Origin of the sequence: Bradyrhizobium sp. SMVTL-02 (assembly GCF_051853005.1) — a bacterium.
Lineage (GTDB): Bacteria > Pseudomonadota > Alphaproteobacteria > Rhizobiales > Xanthobacteraceae > Bradyrhizobium.
The window spans coordinates 3,558,706-3,575,032 of sequence record NZ_CP182469.1 but is presented as its reverse complement, the minus strand read 5'-3'; the positions used below and the strand labels follow the sequence as shown (position 1 = coordinate 3,575,032).

14 protein-coding genes are annotated in these 16,327 nt (G+C 64.6%); 4 read left to right on the top strand and 10 right to left on the bottom strand.

Features of this window, described 5'->3' with window-relative positions:
• Positions 1 to 111 precede the first annotated feature (111 nt).
• On the top strand, positions 112 to 3,312 hold the full coding sequence (locus ACNJYB_RS16625) for an efflux RND transporter permease subunit (RefSeq protein WP_439374925.1): 3,201 nt from the start codon (positions 112 to 114) through the stop codon (positions 3,310 to 3,312).
• 164 nt (positions 3,313 to 3,476) lie between these two features.
• Here the strand turns inward: ACNJYB_RS16625 and ACNJYB_RS16620 are convergent, their stop codons facing one another.
• From ACNJYB_RS16620 to ACNJYB_RS16595, 6 genes are all read right to left on the bottom strand, one after another.
• Entirely contained in the window at positions 3,477 to 3,923 is a 447-nt protein-coding gene (locus tag ACNJYB_RS16620; RefSeq protein WP_439374924.1) for a MaoC family dehydratase, read from the bottom strand.
• Between the two features lie 389 nt (positions 3,924 to 4,312).
• Positions 4,313 to 4,735 (bottom strand): hypothetical protein, encoded by a 423-nt coding sequence (locus ACNJYB_RS16615; protein WP_439374923.1) that lies wholly within the window; start codon positions 4,733 to 4,735, stop codon positions 4,313 to 4,315.
• 12 nt (positions 4,736 to 4,747) lie between these two features.
• On the bottom strand, positions 4,748 to 4,969 hold the full coding sequence (locus ACNJYB_RS16610; RefSeq protein WP_008137329.1) for a hypothetical protein: 222 nt from the start codon (positions 4,967 to 4,969) through the stop codon (positions 4,748 to 4,750).
• Positions 4,970 to 5,120: 151 nt separating this feature from the next.
• Positions 5,121 to 5,936: a lytic murein transglycosylase gene (locus ACNJYB_RS16605; RefSeq protein ID WP_439374922.1), complete on the bottom strand. Its 816-nt coding sequence runs from the start codon at positions 5,934 to 5,936 to the stop codon at positions 5,121 to 5,123.
• A 119-nt stretch (positions 5,937 to 6,055) separates the two neighbouring features.
• Complete coding sequence (locus ACNJYB_RS16600; RefSeq protein WP_439375575.1) at positions 6,056 to 6,859, bottom strand: shikimate dehydrogenase family protein; 804 nt, start codon at positions 6,857 to 6,859, stop codon at positions 6,056 to 6,058.
• Positions 6,860 to 6,864: 5 nt separating this feature from the next.
• On the bottom strand, positions 6,865 to 8,709 hold the full coding sequence (locus ACNJYB_RS16595; protein ID WP_439374921.1) for a flavin-containing monooxygenase: 1,845 nt from the start codon (positions 8,707 to 8,709) through the stop codon (positions 6,865 to 6,867).
• Between the two features lie 180 nt (positions 8,710 to 8,889).
• Here ACNJYB_RS16595 and ACNJYB_RS16590 point away from each other — a divergent pair, with 180 nt between their 5' ends.
• The 3 genes from ACNJYB_RS16590 to ACNJYB_RS16580 all read left to right on the top strand — a co-directional run bounded on the left by ACNJYB_RS16590 (position 8,890) and on the right by ACNJYB_RS16580 (position 11,889).
• Positions 8,890 to 10,515, top strand: coding sequence for a long-chain fatty acid--CoA ligase (locus ACNJYB_RS16590; RefSeq protein WP_439374920.1), 1,626 nt, complete (start codon positions 8,890 to 8,892; stop codon positions 10,513 to 10,515).
• Between the two features lie 102 nt (positions 10,516 to 10,617).
• Entirely contained in the window at positions 10,618 to 11,736 is a 1,119-nt protein-coding gene (locus ACNJYB_RS16585) for a glycoside hydrolase family 172 protein (RefSeq protein WP_439374919.1), read from the top strand.
• A 30-nt stretch (positions 11,737 to 11,766) separates the two neighbouring features.
• Positions 11,767 to 11,889, top strand: coding sequence for a hypothetical protein (locus ACNJYB_RS16580; RefSeq protein WP_439374918.1), 123 nt, complete (start codon positions 11,767 to 11,769; stop codon positions 11,887 to 11,889).
• Between the two features lie 745 nt (positions 11,890 to 12,634).
• On the opposite strand, the gene ACNJYB_RS16575 is transcribed toward ACNJYB_RS16580, so the two are convergent.
• Genes ACNJYB_RS16575 through ACNJYB_RS16560 form a run of 4 tightly spaced genes read right to left on the bottom strand, consistent with a single transcriptional unit; the run spans position 12,635 to position 16,255 of the window.
• Complete coding sequence (locus tag ACNJYB_RS16575; protein WP_439374917.1) at positions 12,635 to 13,501, bottom strand: efflux RND transporter periplasmic adaptor subunit; 867 nt, start codon at positions 13,499 to 13,501, stop codon at positions 12,635 to 12,637.
• A complete protein-coding gene (locus tag ACNJYB_RS16570) occupies positions 13,498 to 13,704 on the bottom strand; it encodes a DUF1656 domain-containing protein (RefSeq protein ID WP_211409282.1) in 207 nt (68 codons plus the stop codon). Before ACNJYB_RS16570 ends, ACNJYB_RS16575 begins: the two co-directional genes overlap by 4 nt.
• The gene (locus ACNJYB_RS16565; protein ID WP_439374916.1) at positions 13,701 to 15,749 is read right to left on the bottom strand and encodes an FUSC family protein; all 2,049 of its coding nucleotides are present in this window, start codon (positions 15,747 to 15,749) and stop codon (positions 13,701 to 13,703) included. The genes ACNJYB_RS16570 and ACNJYB_RS16565 overlap by 4 nt, the downstream gene beginning before the upstream one ends.
• A 2-nt stretch (positions 15,750 to 15,751) precedes the next feature.
• Positions 15,752 to 16,255, bottom strand: a complete 504-nt coding sequence (locus ACNJYB_RS16560) for a MarR family winged helix-turn-helix transcriptional regulator (RefSeq protein ID WP_439374915.1) — start codon at positions 16,253 to 16,255, stop codon at positions 15,752 to 15,754.
• Positions 16,256 to 16,327: the final 72 nt, after the last annotated feature.

Genomic DNA, 16,327 nt, shown 5'->3' with positions numbered 1-16,327 from the left:
AGCCCGGAAGGACGACGTCTAGACCGACCAGGACAACACTTCTCGATTCCGGGCGCGGGCTCAGCCCCCTCCCGGAATGACGGGAGAGCTGTTTCGCGCAGGGGCAAAGCCATGAATCTCTCAAAGTTCTTCATCGATCGTCCGATCTTTGCCGGCGTGCTGTCGGTGCTGATCTTCCTTGCCGGCCTGATCTCGCTATTCGCGATGCCGATCTCGGAATATCCCGATGTCGTGCCCCCTTCGGTGCTGGTGCGGGCAACCTATCCCGGCGCCAATCCCAAGGTGATCGCGGAAACGGTGGCTACGCCCATCGAGGAACAGATCAACGGCGTCGAAGGCATGCTCTACATGTCGAGCCAGGCGACCACCGACGGCGCGATGACGCTGACGGTGACGTTCCGCCTCGGCACCGACCCCGACAAGGCGACGCAGCTGGTGCAGAACCGCGTGCAGCAGGCCGAGCCCCGCCTCCCCGCCGTGGTGCGCCAGCTCGGCATCATCACCAAGAAGTCCTCGCCCGACCTCACGATGGTCGTGCATCTGTTGTCGCCCAACGGCCGCTACGACATGACGTATTTGCGCAACTATGCGGTGCTCAACGTCAAGGACCGGCTGGCGCGGATCGACGGTGTCGGCGACGTCCAGCTCTACGGCGCCGGTGACTATTCCATGCGGGTGTGGGTCGATCCGCAGAAGGCGGCCGAGCATGGGCTCACCGCAAGCGACATCGTCAAGGCGATCCAGGCGCAGAACGTCGAGGCCGCCGCCGGCGTGGTCGGCTCCTCCCCGAACGTCAGGGGTATCGACCTCCAGCTCTCGGTCAACGCAGAAGGACGGCTCGCCAACGAGGAACAGTTCGGCGACATCGTGGTGAAGACGGGCACCCGCGGTGAAGTCGTCCGCCTGCGCGACCTCGCGCGCATCGAGCTCGGGGCCTCCGAATACGGCCTGCGCTCGCTGCTCGACAACAAGCAGGCGGTGGCGATCCCGATCTTCCAGGCGCCCGGCTCCAACGCGCTGCAGATCTCCGACAACGTCCGCGCCACCATGAACGAGATCAAGAAGAACATGCCGGAAGGCGTATCCTACCAGATCGTCTACGACCCCACCCAGTTCGTGCGCTCCTCGATCGAGGCCGTGATCCACACGCTGCTGGAGGCGATCGCGCTGGTGGTGCTGGTCGTGATCCTGTTCCTGCAGACCTGGCGCGCCTCGATCATCCCGCTGCTCGCAGTGCCGGTGTCGATCGTCGGCACGTTCGCGGTGATGCACGCGTTCGGCTTCTCCATCAACGCGCTCAGCCTGTTTGGCCTCGTGCTCGCCATAGGCATCGTCGTCGACGATGCCATCGTCGTGGTCGAGAACGTCGAGCGCAACATCGAGGCCGGGCTCTCGCCGCGCGATGCCACCTATCAGGCGATGCGCGAGGTGTCCGGGCCGATCATCGCGATCGCGATGGTGCTGATCGCGGTGTTCGTGCCGCTGGCCTTCATCTCCGGCCTCACCGGCCAGTTCTACAAGCAGTTCGCGCTGACCATCGCGATCTCGACCGTGATCTCGGCGGTGAATTCGCTGACGCTGTCGCCGGCGCTGTCGGCCCTGCTGCTCAAGGGCCATAACGAGCCGAAGGACAAGCTGACGATCATCATGGAGAAGAGCCTCGGCTGGTTCTTCCGCCGCTTCAATCGGGCGTTCACCTACTCCTCGGAGAGCTACAGCGGCACCGTCACCAAGGTGATCTCGGGCAAGGCCGCGGTGATGGGCCTCTATGTGGTGCTGGTCGGCCTCACCGCCTTCCTGTTCCAGCAGGTGCCGAGCGGCTTCGTGCCTGGCCAGGACAAGCAGTACCTCGTCGGCTTCGCCCGCCTGCCCGATGGCGCAACGCTGGACCGCACCGAAGAGGTGATCCGCAAGATGAGCGACATCGCGCTGACCCAGCCCGGTGTCGAGAGCTCGGTCGCCTTCCCGGGCCTGTCGATCTCCGGCTTCACCAACTCATCCAACGCCGGCATCGTGTTCTCGACGCTGAAACCGTTCGACGAACGCAAGGATCCCTCGCTCAGCGGTCCCGCGATCGCGGCCGAGCTGAACAAGAAGTATGCGGGTATCCAGGAGGCCTTCATCGCCATGTTCCCGCCGCCGCCGGTCAACGGCCTCGGCACCATCGGCGGCTTCAAGCTGCAGATCGAGGATCGCGCCGGTCTCGGCTATGACGCGCTGAACGAGGCGACGAAAGCGTTCATGGCGGCGATGCAGAAGGCGCCTGAGATCGCCGGCGTGTTCTCGAGCTTCCAGGTCAACGTGCCCCAGCTGTTCGCCGATATCGACCGCACCAAGGCGCTGCAATTGGGCGTGCCGGTGACGGAAGTGTTCAACACGCTGCAGATCTACCTGGGGTCCTACTACGTCAACGACTTCAACAAGTTTGGCCGCACCTACTCGGTCCGGGTCCAGGCCGACGCGCCGTTCCGCGCCCGTGCCGACGACATCAGGCAGTTGAAGGTGCGCTCGTCATCCGGCGACATGGTGCCGCTGTCGGCGCTGCTCAAGATCCGCCAGAGCGCGGGGCCGGAGCGCGCGATCCGCTACAACGGCTTCCTGTCCTCCGACATCAACGCGGCCGCCGCGCCGGGCTTCTCCTCCGGCCAGGCGCAGGAGGCGGCGACGCGGATCGCGGCGGAGGTGCTTCCACCCGGCTTCGCTTTCGAATGGACCGACCTGACCTATCAGGAGTTCATCGCCGGCAATTCCGGCATCTGGGTGTTCCCGCTGGCGATCCTGCTGGTGTTCCTCGTGCTCGCCGCGCTCTATGAGAGCCTGACCCTGCCGCTCTCGATCATCATGATCGTGCCGATGGGCCTGCTCGCTGCAATGTTCGGCGTCTGGATCTCCAAGGGCGACAACAACGTCTTCACCCAGATCGGCTTGATCGTGCTGGTCGGGCTCTCCGCCAAGAACGCGATCCTGATCGTCGAATTCGCGCGCGAGCTCGAATTCACCGGACGCACGCCGATCCGCGCCGCGATCGAGGCGAGCCGGCTGCGGCTGCGTCCGATCCTGATGACGTCGATGGCGTTCATCATGGGCGTGCTGCCGCTGGTGCTCTCGACCGGCGCGGGCTCGGAGATGCGGCGGGCGATGGGGGTTGCGGTGTTCTCCGGCATGATCGGCGTCACCGTGTTCGGCCTGTTCCTGACGCCGGTGTTCTACGTGCTGCTCAGAACCATCACCGGCAACAAGCCGCTGCTGCATCACGGCAGCGACACCAGCGCGGCACCCGTCCAGGGACTTCACGAAGCCCAAGGGCACTAGTCAAGGGCATTAGATCAGGGAAATCCCTAAGATCAGCAACGGAACGAGCACGGTCTTGCGAAAGACCGTGTCGTTGAGCCGGTGAAAGGCGATCACGCCGATCCTGACGGCTGGCGCGGCAAGTTACTTCCGGTTCTCCACGAGACAACGGCCAGCGCCCGGCCCTATCCCCGTCGCGGCACGATCGCAATCGGAGTGAACGTGTAAACCTCCTCGCCGTTCTGGTTGAACATGGTCCATTTCACCAGCGCGATGCCCTGCGGCTTCGACTTCGAAGGCGTCAGGCTCATGACCTCCCCAACCAGATGCAGACGGTCGTTGGGCCGCACCGGCATGGTCCAGCGCAGCCCGTCGACACCGGCGCCGATCAGGGGATGCGGGCCGAACGGGCGGGCCTGGATCGCGAGGTTCATGGCAATCGCGGCGGTGTGCCATCCCGAGGCAGCCAGCCCCTTGAACAGGGTCGCCTTGGCCGCCTCATGGTCGAGGTGCATCGGCTGCGGATCGTACTCGGCGGCGAAGCGCTTAATATCGGCCTCGGTGACCACCACCTCCGGCGACTTGAACCGCATTCCGATGGTGAGATCGTCGAACCACTCGACCTGCGCCATGATTTTGCCTCGCAACGTGGTGCGCCGCCGCCAAGAGTGCGCGGCTCAAGGGATTTAGCGAAATTGCGATGTAACGGGTCCGCGGCGCACAAACCAGCCCAGGGTTCCCCGCGAAACCTCTTTCCCGATGCGACGAAACACCCCTGAAACAGATGGCCGGTTAAGTCGTTATCAAAATAAATACAGGGTCGGCTACCATGCAATTCCTCCTCGACCTGATCTACGACTATGCCTGCTGCCAGAACCTGGCCGCGCAGCCGCGACAGGAGGCCGAGCTATGATTGAACTGATCTCCGCGGTCCTCGCCCTTTGCAGCATCGGCATCTTTGCGGCGCATGCGCTGGATGCCTATCGCACCACGCATTACTGAGTGCATCGCACCGGCGTCCCTAAAACGGCCGCCGGTAAAAGTGCTCTGAATGCGTCGCCGGCGGAAACCGGTTGGCGAGCGCGAGTGCGCTCTTTTCATCCGTCTCGAGCGCGATCTTCTGCGCGAGCATCACGTCGCCGGGCACGAGGAAGCCTGAGGGGACGAAGCACCACCCCATGGTCGCGTGACCGGCATCGTCGACCTCGTGGACGTTGGCGGCGGTGCCGTAGTGAATGCGGTACTTCTTGCCGGTATCGCAGCCGATGACGTCGAAATACCGGTGCTGCTCGAACTGTGCGCGCTGCTCCGGCGTCAGCCACTCGGCCAGAAGCCGGCGGCCCCGCGCATCGGGCGTGTTCTCGCCGAAGAAGCGCCGGTAGAGTTCGCGCAGCGCGTGCAAACGGGCACGCGCGGGCGCGCGGAACCACAGTGCCGCGAACATGAGCAGCTCAGATCAACCGCCGACCAAGCGGGGATAGAACAGCGTTTCCTGCGCGGTCGGATCGAACGACTTGATCCGGGTGACTTCGCCGGGTCCGGTTCGGAAGGCAGCGGTGAAGCCGGCTCCGGTCAGCTCCCGAAAGCGCTGCTCGGCTCGCGCTAGCGCTTCGGCATTGCCAGGATCAAACTCGTGGCGGGTGTCGCCAGTCTGGTCCATCACGATCTGGGTTGCCATAGTTGAGTCTCCTCATTCCCAGCCCTGAAACGGATCAAAGCAAACCTCGTGCCGTCGGTTCCCAAGTGCAACAACTTTCTCGCACCAGTGCATCACGCCTTGCTGAGCGAGAGCGTTTTCGAGCGAAGTGGACGCCGGTTCGCGCAACTCATCAGCGCGAGGCCGCCGCCCCTCCTCCCTCGTCGATCTGCCGGCCCATCAGCGCAATTGCCCTCTGATAGACGCCGGCGGCATTCCAGGCCTCGATCGCTGCGAAATTCGGCTCGCCCGGCTGGTAACCGGCTCCCGCACGCCAGCCATGGGCCTTGAGGAAATTGGCCGTCGAGTTCAGCGCATTGGCGGCGACATCGAGATTACCGGTGCCATAGGCCAGGATGTTCTTGGGCATGAACTGGGTCTGGCCGACCTCGCCATGCATGGACCCGCGGGTCGATCCCGACAGGGTGCCGCGGTCGATCAGCTTCAGCGCTGCATAGAGCTGGTCCGTGAAGAATTCGGGACGGCGGCAATCATAAGCGAGCGTCGCGATCGACGACAGCATGTTCTGGTTGCCGCGCTGGCTGCCGAAGCCGGTCTCCATGCCCCAGATCGCGATCAGCGGCCCGGGCGGGACGCCATAGCGCTGCTGGATCGAGGCGAACAAGGCGGCCTGCGACTGCTTGAGTTGCCGCCCCTTGGCGACGATTGTGGTGGCGCCGCGCTTGGCGAGGAACTGGTCCAGCGTCAGCGAGAAGCTGCGCTGGCCGCGGTCGGCAGCAATGGTGGCGCTGGCGTAATTGGTCTGCATCAGCGCCGACAGCGCGGTGGGGCCGATCCCCTTGCCTTGCGCCTCCGCGCTGAACTCGCGCTTCCAGGCCTCGAAGCCAGCCGGCGAGCTGCCGCATTGCGCGGCCTCGGCCGAAGGCAGGGAGAGCAGCAGCGCGGTCGCGCCAATCACCGCCCTTGCGACTGTCCTGCCCTTGATCATTGCGCTTTCCTCTTGCTGCTGCGCGACCGGCTCGCGCAAGCGCATGATCCTACGTCAGTTGCAATCGCTCAAGTCCCGGATGATACAATCAATGCAAGCAAAATCCTTGACACCAGCGCTCACGCCTCGTCCGTTCCCAGCAGGAAATCCACCATGATGCTCTGGTGCTGCCGGTACATGTCCGTGCCAGTCCCGGTGACGCAGCCGAGCGTGCGGGCGGCCGCGATGAACGGCGAGACCTCGGGCTTTGTGATGACACAGCCGCAATAGGCCGATCGCGCAAGCCGCACCACATCGACCGGAAGCGGATCGCCATCATTCATCCCTGCAGGCGTCGCATTGGCGACGAAATCGAAGCCTGCGGGGTCCATGGTGCCGGCCCGCACGGGCGCCTTGCCGAGGCCGCTGAGCCGGTCGATCAGGGCGTTGCGGCGCTCGGCTAGGCTGTCATGGATCGCCAGTTCGCTTACCCCGGCCTCGACCAGTTCAAGAGCGATCGCCGAGCCCGCACCGCCCGCGCCGACAAGCAGCGCCCTCATGCCCGCAGGGTCGATCCCCTTCGCCCGCGCCGCGCCGATGAAGCCGAGGCCGTCGACCATGTCGCCATGCCATGCGCGGTCGGGGCGCCGGCGCATCAGGTTCACGGTCCGCAGAAAATGCGCCCGCGCCGTCGCGCTTGCGCAGGCTTGATAGCAGGCGAACTTGTGCGGGATGGTCACGACGATGCCGTCGAGGTTCTTCAGCCGCGTTGCCACCGAGAGGAAATCGGCCAAATCCCCTGGCGCCACCTGAACAGGCACGAGAATGCTGTCGTGCCCGCGCGCAGCAAAGGCAGCCGACACGCCCGCGGGCGAGCGCACCTGCGCGATGGGATCGCCGACGATGACGTGGAGCCGCGTGGCGCCTGTCGGCGACGGGATCATGTCGCTCAAGCCCTGACCTCCGCAGCGGTCCCGTAAGTCAATTCCAGGCCGTCCAGATTGCCCTCCTTGCGCCATCTGTCGAGCATCCGGAGGAACGCCACCGGGCCGCGCCAGTACTGGCTGTTTCTGGCGGCGATGGGATCGAACACGCCCTCGTTGTTGTAATAGCCGGGCGTGCATTCGGCGAGATAGGTCTGGCGGCCGATCGCGGCCTTGACCACCTCCTCGACCCAGGCGTTCTCGGCGGCGACGGTGGGCTCCAGCGTCCTGGCGCCGCGCTGGCGCGCCTGGTCGATGACATAGGCGATGTGCTGCGACTGCTCGTCGATGATGTGCGGGAAGTTGGCGCTCTGGCCGGCCTGCACCGTGACGATGAGGAAGCAGTTCGGAAAACCGCGGCTGTAGAAGCCGTGCATCGTCTTGACGCCGTCGCGCCAGCGCTCGGACAGGCTGGTGCCATCGCGGCCGTAGACCTCGAACCCCATGCGGCGCGCGTAATCGGTGCCGACCTCGAAGCCGCTGGCATAGATCAGGCAGTCGAGCTCGTAGGCCTTGCCGTCGACGACGACGGCATTCTCCGTGATGTGCTCGACGCCCTGCCCTTTGGTGTCGACGAGATGCACATTGGGTTGATTAAAAGTGTCGAGATATTCGTCGTGGAAGCACGGCCGCTTGCAGAACGCCTTGTACCAGGGCTTCAGCGCGGCCGCGGCTGCTTCGTCCTTCACCACCGCGTCGACGCGGGCGCGGATCTCTTCCATCTTCCGGTAGTCGGCCTGCTCGATGACCTTCAGCGCCTCCTCCATCGAGGTCATCGGCTGCGGTTGCCGGCGCGGCGCCAGCAGGATCTCGCCGAGCAGGCCGGTCCAGCCGTCCTGCACCAGGTCCTGCTCGAACGGCTCGCCCGAGATCACGGCAGTGAAATTGTCCATGCGCTCGCGCTGCCAGCCCGGCTTGAGGCTGTCCGCCCAGGCTCGATCCGTCGGACGGTCATCGCGCACGCCGATCGCGGAGGGCGTGCGCTGGAAGACGTAGAGTTTCTTCGCGGAGCGGCCGAGATGAGGCACGCATTGCACGGCGGTGGCGCCGGTGCCGATGATGCCGACGCGCTTGTCGGCGAGTCCAGTCAGGCCGCCCTCGGCGCTGCCGCCGGTGTAGGCGTAGTCCCACCGGCTGGTGTGGAAGCTGTTGCCTCTGAACGTCTCGATGCCGGGGATGCCCGGCAGCTTCGGACGGCTCAGCGGTCCGCCGGCGAGAATGACGAAGCGCGCGCGGATGCGGTCGCCACGATCTGTCTCGACCAGCCAACGCGCCTCCTGCTCCTGCCAGGTCATGCGCGAGATCACGGTCTGAAACAGCGCGCGCCCATAGAGCGAGAAGTGACGGCCGATACGGCGGGAATGCTCATAGATCTCGGGCGCTCGCGCATATTTGCGCACCGGCATGTAGCCGGTCTCCTCCAGGAGCGGCAAATAGATATAGCTCTCGGTATCGCAGGCCGCTCCAGGGTAGCGATTCCAGTACCAGGTGCCGCCGAAATCGGCGGCCTTTTCCACGATACGAAAATCCACGATGCCTGCTTCGCGCAGACGCGCACCACAGAGCAGGCCGCCAAAACCGCCACCGACGATGAGCACCTCGGTCTGTTCGCTGACAGGCTCGCGCACAAAGCCCGGATCGGCCCAGGGATCGTCGAGATAGCGGCCGAATTCGCCGGTGACCTCGACGTACTGGGCTTTGCCCTCGGCGCGCAGACGGCGGTCGCGCTCGTCGCGATAGCGCGCGCGGAGCGCGGAAATATCGAGCGTAGGCTCGCCGGCCGTGCCGGTCTTGTGTCTTTCCGCTGACATTCGTTCTCTCCACGGCGGATGCTGCTTCGCAAGGCAGCTCAACCGCACGTTAGCCCTGAAAAAGAGATGCATGCAATCACGGCAGCTGTTTTTTGCGTGAACGCCGCGTGACGTTCCGCTACCCTCCGCGCAAATCACAAGCCTACGCCATGCGGCGACGTGGCAAATCCGGAGGAGGCCATGCAGGGATTGATGATGGACATGCCGCTGCTGATCAGCGGCCTGATCCAGTACGCCGCCGATTATCACGGCGAAGCGGAAATCGTCGCGCGCGAGATCGAGGGCGACATCCACCGCTATACTTATGCCGACGCCCATCCCCGCATCAAGCGCATGGCCCTGGCCTTAAAGCGGTTCGGCATGACGCAAGGCGATCGCGTCGGCACGCTGGCCTGGAATACCCACCGCCATTTCGAGATGTTCTATGCGGCACCGGGCATGGGCTACGTGCTGCACACCGTCAATCCGAGGCTGTTTCCCGAGCAACTCGTCTACATCATCAACCACGCCGAAGACCGGCTGCTGTTCATCGACCGTGCCACGCTGCCGATCATCGAGGCGATCGCGCCGCAGCTGAAGACGGTCGAGGCCTATGTCGTGATGTCCGCGCGCGAGCGGATGCCGGAGACGACGCTTGCCAACGTGCATTGCTACGAGGAATTGCTGGAGAAGGAAGACGAGGCCGGCTTCGCCTGGCCGGAGTTCGACGAAAAGTCCGCCTCCACCATCTGCTACACCTCGGGCACGACGGGCAATCCCAAGGGCGTGATCTATTCGCACCGCGCCGCGATCCTGCAGACCATGACCTGCTGCAATTTCGACTTCCTGCCGGGCCACGTTGAAGGCGTGCGCGAGGTGATGATGCCGATGGCGCCGCTGTTTCACGGCAATGGCTGGAACATGCCGTTCACCGCGCCCTATACCGGCTCCAAGCTGGTGCTGCCCGGCCGCAACTACGAGCCCGACAAGCTCTACGAACTGCTGGAAGGCGAGAAGGTAACGCTCTCGGCGGGCGTGCCGAGCTTCTGGCTGATCCTGCTCGACTGGCTCGGGCGCACCGGCAACAAGTTCACGACGCTGCGCGCAACGTTGTCGTCGGGCTCAGCCCCGCCGCGCGCGATGGTCGAGAAGCTCAAGCGCGAGTACGATGTCGACTACATCCAGGCCTGGGGCATGACCGAGGCGCTGGGCTGCTCGATGCCGGGCCTGCGGCCCGGCTCGGAGCATCTCAGCGAGAAGGAGAAATTCGACCGGCGCCAGGTCTCGGGCCGCGCCTGTTTCGGCACGGCCTTGCGCATCGTCGACGATGCCGGCGTTGAGCTGCCGCGCGACGGCAAGACCGTCGGCCATCTGCGGGCCCGCGGTCCCTGGGTCGCGTCGGGCTACATGAAGCTCGATGAAGGCCTCGACAGCGACGGCTGGCTGATGACCGGCGACATGGCCGTGATCGACCCGCAGGGCCACGTCACCCTCACCGACCGCTCCAAGGACGTGATCAAGTCCGGCGGCGAGTGGATCTCCTCGATCCAGCTCGAGGATATCGCCCTGTCTCACCCCGACGTGCTGCAGGCCGCCGTGGTCGCCATCGCGCACGAGAAATGGCAGGAGCGCCCCCTGCTCCTCGTCGTCCGCAAGAAGGGCGCGACCGTCGACGGCAAGACGCTGCTCGACCACATGCGCCCGAGGATCGCGAGCTGGTGGCTGCCGGATGCCGTCGAATTCCTCGACGAATTCCCGATGACCGGCACCGGCAAGGTGCTGAAATCGGCGCTGCGCGAGAAGTTCAAGGAATATCGCGTCGCATGACGCCCCTCGACCGCGTGCGGACAATTCTGCGTGCGGTCTTCATGTTTTGGTCAGTTCGGGAGCGATATAGCAAGGCCTCGCTCACCTTGGATCGAGGACATCATGACGTTTTCCGGACTGGGCATGCATCTCGGCAATCTGTCGCGCCTCTCGAATGCGCTGACGCGCTCGATCAGCCCGGAGAATTTCACCGGCGAGAAGGGCAAGGGCGGCATGTCGGTCGACGGCCCCGCCGCGCGCCAGGCCCGCGATCTCGGCCAGGGCTGGAAGATCTCTCCTTACGTCGTCATCGAGCCCGGTACGACCTTCACCCTCGCCGACATCGAGGGCCAGGGGGCGATCCAGCAGATCTGGATGACGCTGGCACGCGGACGCCTGCGCCACTCGATCCTGCGCATCTACTGGGATGACCAGCAGCAGCCGAGCGTGGAATGTCCGGCCGGCGATTTCTTTACCTGCGGCTGGGAGGAGTTCGCCCAGGTCTCCTCGCTCGCCGTCTGCGTCAATCCCGGCCGCGCCTTCAACTGCTACTGGGAGATGCCGTTCCGCAAGCGCGCGCGGTTCACGCTGGAGAACCGCAGCGATGAAGCACTCACCATCTATTACCAGATCAACTACACGCTGACCGACGTGCCTGAGGACTGCGCCTATTTCCATGCGCAATTCCGTCGCACCAACCCGCTGGCTTACAAGGAGGTCTACACCATCCTCGATGGCGCCAGGGGCGCGGGCCATTATGTCGGCACCTACATGGCCTGGGGCGTCCACAACAACGGCTGGTGGGGCGAAGGCGAGATCAAGTTCTTCATCGACGGCGACGGCGCGTTCCCGACCATCTGCGGCACCGGCACCGAGGATTACTTCTGCGGCGCCTACAATTTCGATCCCCATGTCGCCCATGCCGGCCAGGCCCCGTTCCAGCAATCGCGCTACCAGGAATTCACCACGCCCTATGCTGGCCTGCCGCAGGTGATCCGCCCCGACGGCGTCTACAGATCGCAGCAGCGCTTTGGCCTCTATCGCTGGCACATCCCCGATCCCGTGCGCTTCCGCAGCGATCTGCGCGTGACCATCCAGGCGCTGGGCTGGCTGCCTGGCGCGAGGGACGGAAAATATCTTCCGTTGCAGGACGACATCGCCTCGGTCGCATTCTGGTACCAGACGCTCCCGACGGCACCCTTCCCGACACTTCCCGGCCCCGACTATCTCGAAATCGCGTAGGCCCGCCCTACCCGGTCAAGGGGACGAAAGATGCTCTATTCGATGTCGCCCAAGGTCGTCGAACTCAAGCGCAAGCTCGAGAGCTTCATGGACCGGCACATCTATCCGAACGAGGAACGGTTCTATCGCGAGGCGGAGGAGCTCGGTCCGTGAAAAGTCTATCCCGTCGTCGAGGGAGCTGAAGCCGCTGGCCCGTGCCGAAGGCCTCCGGAATCTGTTCCTGCCGCAGTCCAGCCACGGCGCCGGGCTCACCAACCTCGAATACGCCTCGCTTTGGCGCAGGGGGTTTAGTCGAAGCTTGGCGGCTCCTGGATCGGCGCAGATACATTCTGATTCGAAATCGCTTCGAAGATCGCCCCGAAAATGATGAACGGCAGATAGAACGCAAGCATGATCGTATTCCTCCTGCTGTGACAACCTTGGCTCGCAGGGCCAGGTTCCTCAAATTGATGCTTGCCCGCCTCGGAACATTTCGGCGCTTACCGAGCTACCGACGAAACCGAATCAAAGGCCCTTTCAAGAACGCATCGCGTCAATCGCATGGGCGATCAGAACGACTGCGCTTGCGGCAATGAGAAACACAAACAACCAGCTCACGTCCGCCTCCGATCCCGGAAGTGAACGCGTTCATCCATGCACAGTCAAAAACCATTGCTCTGGAACCGCTATTCCGCGGCTCGCTGATGCTTCGCAGCAACAATTGCATCTGCTATCGGCGCTATCGGCAGAACGCCAAGAGGAGCAACGCGCCCACGACACAGGCTGCCAGGACTAAAAACCAAACGCCCATACAGTCCCCCGACTCAACACAAGCGAGTCAGGATTAGCGTTACGGTTTGGCATTGAAACGCTTGTTGCCGGTTTTCCCCAGCCCAAGCACGATCAGCCGCTCGCTGCGTTAGTCCAATACCTCTACCGTCGCGGAACGCCCCGCCACCAGTGACAAGGCTTCGGGCTTCGGGTCGAGCGCAATCCGCACCGGCACGCGCTGGGCGAGCCGCACCCAGCTGAACGTCGGGTTGACGTTGGCGAGAAGGCTCGCGCCTTCCGCACGGTCGCGGTCCTCGATACCGGCGGCGATGCTCTCGACGTGACCCGCGAGGGTGGTCTTCTCGCCCATCAGGCGGACCTGGACCCTGTCGCCGACGCGGATGCGCGCGAGCTTGGTCTCCTCGAAATAGCCTTCGACATGCAGCGTGTCGGTGTCGACCAGCGCCATCACGCCCTTGCCCGCGGTGACGTAGGCGCCGGGGCGCAAATCCATGTTGGTGATCACGCCGTTGACGGAGGCACGGATCTCGCTGCGATCGAGGTTGAGCTGCGCCACGGCGCGATCGGCGACGGCCGCATCGAAGGCAGCCTTGGCCTGGAGCTGGGTGGCCAGGACCTGCTCCTGCTTCTGCTGCGAGACTGCATCGGTCGTCAGCGTGCTGTAGCGTTTCAGATCGGCATTGGCCTGGTCGAGCGTGGCCTGATGACCGGCCACCGATGCATCGGCCTGCCGCAGCGCCAGCGCAAAGCGCTCCCGATCGATCCGGAACAGAACGTCGCCGCGACCGACCTTCTGGTTGTCCTTGACCAGCACCTCGGTGACGAAGCCGGAGACATCAGGAGCAACCTGGACCACATCGGCGCGCACGCGGCCGTCGCGGGTCCAGGGCGACTCCATGTAGTAGACCCAGAGCTCGCGGCCGACGACGAGCGCGGCGACGACGGCAAGGACGGTCAGCGCAATGCGACCGAACAAGGCAAGATTGCCCTTCATGTGAGGTACTCCGAGAGATAGACGACGCCGCCGAGCAGGCAGACGAAAATCGCGAAATCGAAAAGCGCGCGGTGCCACACCAGCCGGTAGAGGTCGAAGCGCTGCATCAGCCGGCGCAGTAGCGCGCTCAGGACGTAGGCGACGATGATCCAGAGCAGTAGCGCCGGCACCAGCACACCGTAGATGTCGATCACATATCTCATGCCGCAACACTTTCTGCGCGCGGCCGGTAGGCCGGCGCGTCCGGAAACAGGCCACGGCGGATGCCCACGAGACCGATCAGGGCGTCTTCGCGCGCACTGTCATTGGGATCCTTCACCGCCTGGACCAGTGCCCGGTCGACGCTCGTCAGCAGCTGGGCCGGCATCCCGTTACCCGCGTAGCTGCGGCAGGCCATGGCGAGCTGATCGAGCATGTCGTCGATGACGGCAATGGTGGATGCCGCAAGGCCGTAGCGGGCGCGGCGCAGGTCGATGATGTTGATGCCGATGCGGAGCTGGACCAGACTGTCGGCGTCGCGCCGGTCGCTCTCCGAGAGAAAGGCGATACGCTGCACCAGCAGCCCGAGCCGGTGCAGCATGAGGCCGGCGAACTCCGCTCGGTCGCGCCCGCCGCGGCGTTCGGCTGCGACCGCAAGCGTCTTCCAGTTCGACAGCACCAGGCGGTTGGCAATCCACTCCGCGCCCACCCCACGCGCGATCCTGGTCACGATCTCGGCGATGAGAACGCCGACGAAGAAGGCGACCGCGGAATTGGCATAGGCGGCAAAATCCGCGTTGTAGGTCGACTGAATTGCCAGCAGCGTCGCGGTGTTCGCCGCGAGCGCCATGCCTGCGCCCGCCGTCGCCGGCCGGCTGATCAGGAAGCCATAGAGCAGGAAGGTCGGCGCCAGCGCGAGGACCAGGACCTCGAGATGGGAGATCGCGGGCACCAGTGCGAACAGGTAGATCGCGACGACGACGATCGCGACCAGCGACCACAGGCCGAAGCTGCGGATGAAGCGCGCCGGCTCGTCCTGCGCGGCGAAGAACGAGCAGGCGACCGCCGCCATCATCGGCGCCGAGGCGCCGTCCGGCCAGCCGGTGCCGATCCAGAATGCGCAGCAGATCAGGATGGCCGCGGCCGCTCCGGCTGCCGACCACAACGCGAGGCCGCGATCCCTGTGGCGCACCGGCGCGGCGCCGGCCTCGGAATGGAAAGCCAGTTCAAGCGTCGAGACGTTGCGGTTGTCGGCGATCGCCTCGGTCAGCTCGCGGCAATCGCGCGAGAGATCGACGAGTTCGCGCAACCGCAACAGCAGACTTGTCGTGATGATCCGTTCCCAGTCAGCGCTGTCATCGAGTACCGCCTGCTGCTCCGCAATTGCGGCGCGGATCCGCTCGGCCGGTTGCCGTGCACCGACGTCGCTCACGACCCATTGCGCCAGATCCTCCAGCAGCCGCTTCAGCTCGGGCTGCCGGCCCAGGGCTTCTTCGCCCAGGGCGGCCAGTCGATCCTCGATCGAGGCGATAACCGGCAGCAGCGTCAACATCCGGAGCCGGATTTCGCCAAGGCCCGTCACCGCGTTGCGGTCGGTCAAGCGGTCATAGGCAAGATGGGTGGAGAGCGTGTCGATCTCGACGATGTCGGTCGCAAGCTTGAGGCGCTTGCCGCGGCGGGTCTCGGCAGTACCTTGCCGCAACAGCACGACCTGGCTAAGGCGGCGCGCGTCCGCCAGCCAACTATCGACGCGGTGGGCGACCGCCGGCGCGACGCTGCGGGGAAAGACGATGGTGGAGACCAGGCTTGCACAGATGATGCCGAGCGAGATCTCCTCGAGCCTTGCCACCGCGGTGTCGAAGATGGCACCGGGCTCGGAGACCGCCGGAAAACCGATCAGCGCCACCGTGTATCCGGCCAGCATGAAGACGTAGCTGCGCGGCGTCCCATCGAGCAGCGACAGATAGAGGCAAAGCCCGACCCAGAGCGCGATGGCAAGGCAGAGCAGTTCCGGCGCGTCGATCAGGTTCGGCACCAGCGCCACCGTCATGACGGCGCCGACCAGCGTGCCCATGACGCGGAAGAACGCCTTCGAGCTGGTGGCCCCCGCCAGCGGCTGCGAGGTGATGTAGACGGTCGCCATTGCCCAATAAGGCCGTGGCAAATCCATCGCCAGCGCGATGACGAGCGCCAGCATCGACGCGGCGAACGTCTTCAAAGCAAAAATGAGGTCCGCGTGGCGGACCAGGAACGGCTCGTCTTCGCGCATGGCTATTTCGCCTCGGGACCAGTCTTCTCGGGACCAGTCTTCTCAAGACCGGTCTTGAGGTCTTGCAAGCGACTGGCCCGCTGTTCGATGCGCCGAAGAGTCTCGAATGTTATCGCAAGTTCCTCGGGGCCGATATCCTTCAGGAGGCTGGCCCGTACCCGGCGCAGCACCCGTTTGGTCTCCTCGACCTTGGCCACGCCCGCTTTTGTCGAATGTAGCGTTTTGGCACGACGATCGGTGGGATCCTCGCGGCGTTCGACCAGGCCGTCGGCCTGGAGCAGGTCGATCAGGCGCACCAGCGACGGCCCCTCGATGCCGAGCTCGTCCGCGAGCACGCCTTGGCGGACATTCTCGCCCTGGCGCGACAGCACCAGCAGCGGAATCGCGGTGGCATAGGACAAGCCGTGCTCGGACAGCGCAGAATCCGATTCGCGCCGCCACATCCGCCCGAGACGCGCGATCAGCCGGGCGATTTCGGCGTGGATGTGAGCCTGCGAGGGAGCCATTCAAATTAGATAGGATGCTATCTAATAACTCGCAATCATGAGCCGATCACGAAATGGCGACAAGGTCTCGGC

What these genes read in the sequence shown, in the direction of transcription:
- ACNJYB_RS16625 (WP_439374925.1), top strand. Translation starts at nt 112, where the DNA reads ATGAATCTCTCAAAGTTCTTCATCGATCGTCCGATCTTTGCCGGCGTG.
- ACNJYB_RS16620 (WP_439374924.1), bottom strand. Translation starts at nt 3,923, where the DNA reads ATGGCGCAGGTCGAGTGGTTCGACGATCTCACCATCGGAATGCGGTTC.
- ACNJYB_RS16615 (WP_439374923.1), bottom strand. Translation starts at nt 4,735, where the DNA reads ATGTTCGCGGCACTGTGGTTCCGCGCGCCCGCGCGTGCCCGTTTGCAC.
- ACNJYB_RS16610 (WP_008137329.1), bottom strand. Translation starts at nt 4,969, where the DNA reads ATGGCAACCCAGATCGTGATGGACCAGACTGGCGACACCCGCCACGAG.
- ACNJYB_RS16605 (WP_439374922.1), bottom strand. Translation starts at nt 5,936, where the DNA reads ATGATCAAGGGCAGGACAGTCGCAAGGGCGGTGATTGGCGCGACCGCG.
- ACNJYB_RS16600 (WP_439375575.1), bottom strand. Translation starts at nt 6,859, where the DNA reads ATGATCCCGTCGCCGACAGGCGCCACGCGGCTCCACGTCATCGTCGGC.
- ACNJYB_RS16595 (WP_439374921.1), bottom strand. Translation starts at nt 8,709, where the DNA reads ATGTCAGCGGAAAGACACAAGACCGGCACGGCCGGCGAGCCTACGCTC.
- ACNJYB_RS16590 (WP_439374920.1), top strand. Translation starts at nt 8,890, where the DNA reads ATGCAGGGATTGATGATGGACATGCCGCTGCTGATCAGCGGCCTGATC.
- ACNJYB_RS16585 (WP_439374919.1), top strand. Translation starts at nt 10,618, where the DNA reads ATGACGTTTTCCGGACTGGGCATGCATCTCGGCAATCTGTCGCGCCTC.
- ACNJYB_RS16580 (WP_439374918.1), top strand. Translation starts at nt 11,767, where the DNA reads ATGCTCTATTCGATGTCGCCCAAGGTCGTCGAACTCAAGCGCAAGCTC.
- ACNJYB_RS16575 (WP_439374917.1), bottom strand. Translation starts at nt 13,501, where the DNA reads ATGAAGGGCAATCTTGCCTTGTTCGGTCGCATTGCGCTGACCGTCCTT.
- ACNJYB_RS16570 (WP_211409282.1), bottom strand. Translation starts at nt 13,704, where the DNA reads ATGAGATATGTGATCGACATCTACGGTGTGCTGGTGCCGGCGCTACTG.
- ACNJYB_RS16565 (WP_439374916.1), bottom strand. Translation starts at nt 15,749, where the DNA reads ATGCGCGAAGACGAGCCGTTCCTGGTCCGCCACGCGGACCTCATTTTT.
- ACNJYB_RS16560 (WP_439374915.1), bottom strand. Translation starts at nt 16,255, where the DNA reads ATGGCTCCCTCGCAGGCTCACATCCACGCCGAAATCGCCCGGCTGATC.